General features: G+C 34.5%; 1 protein-coding gene. It reads left to right on the forward strand.

Translation table 11 applies throughout. The annotated features are described in order from the left end of the window. A partial coding sequence (locus GO013_RS16775; RefSeq protein ID WP_343219596.1) for a hypothetical protein occupies positions 1–211 on the forward strand: 211 nt, incomplete at its 5' end. Positions 212–415 lie beyond the last annotated feature (204 nt).

Below are 415 nucleotides of genomic sequence, written 5' to 3' on the forward strand. Positions count from 1 at the left end.
GGTCATGAATAGTTCTAATCTCAAAAATTGGCTGTTCCCTACCATTTGCTTTTTTTTGTTTTGTTATATTTTAATTTTTTTGATGTTTTTTATGTTTAAAAGTTTGCAATCGCAATCTTTTGGCTCTGTGGCAGAAACCGGAAAAAAACCCATCACCACCACCAAGAAATTTGGTAAGGAATTGCAAAAACAGATTTCAAAGATCCATTAACTTTTTTTCTTTTTTGCCGATACTTGCTGTAATGGAATGAATATCAAATTAAAGGATTTTGCATGATCAATGCCATTTCTTCTCTTGCTCCGGTGCAATCTTTGGGGAATTACAAGCGTGTGGAAAAGAATGAAAGAGTTGAAAATAGCGAGGTCGCTCTTGATAGGGTGGCTGAAATCAAGAAAGCTATTGAAAATAACCAGT

Origin of the sequence: Pseudodesulfovibrio sp. JC047 (genome assembly GCF_010468615.1) — a bacterium.
Classification (GTDB): domain Bacteria; phylum Desulfobacterota; class Desulfovibrionia; order Desulfovibrionales; family Desulfovibrionaceae; genus Pseudodesulfovibrio.